Below are 568 nucleotides of genomic sequence, written 5' to 3'. Positions count from 1 at the left end.
CCGGGGTCGCTCTTGCGGCTGCCCTGAAAGCGGATGAGTGTCAGATCTATACAGATGTTGACGGCGTATACACCACCGATCCGCGGGTTGTGGAAGGTGCGCGTCGGATGGATAAAATTACTTTTGAAGAGATGCTGGAAATGGCCAGTCTTGGTTCAAAGGTGTTGCAGATTCGTTCAGTCGAGTTTGCGGGCAAATATAATGTGCCACTGCGGGTTCTGCATAGCTTTCAGGATGGTCCGGGCACACTTATAACAACAGAGGAAGACGATACAGTGGAAAAACCGGTCATTTCAGGTATTGCATTTAACCGCGATGAAGCGAAACTGACAGTTCAGGGAGTGCCCGACATTCCAGGTGTTGCTTCTCGTATTCTGGGGCCTATCAGTCGCGCTAATATTGAAGTCGATATGATTCTGCAAAATATTGCAGCCGATAATACTACTGACTTTACCTTTACTGTGCATCGCAACGACTTCGCCGCTGCGCAGGACATTCTGCAAAAAGTAAAGGAAGAGTTGGGCGCCCGGGAAGTTACTGGCAACAATAAAATTGCGAAAGTCTCCAT

At 48.6% G+C, this 568-nt stretch carries 1 protein-coding gene; it reads left to right on the top strand.

Annotated features, from left to right (window positions below; all coding sequences use genetic code 11):
• Positions 1-568 (top strand): aspartate kinase (locus ACQY8X_RS21140; protein ID WP_428037098.1); only part of this gene is annotated, 568 nt, incomplete at both ends.

Source organism: Amphritea sp., from assembly GCF_050300915.1.
In the GTDB taxonomy this organism is placed as follows: domain Bacteria; phylum Pseudomonadota; class Gammaproteobacteria; order Pseudomonadales; family Balneatricaceae; genus Amphritea.
The sequence above is the reverse complement of the archived record's forward strand: the minus strand, read 5'-3'. Positions and strand labels throughout refer to the sequence as shown.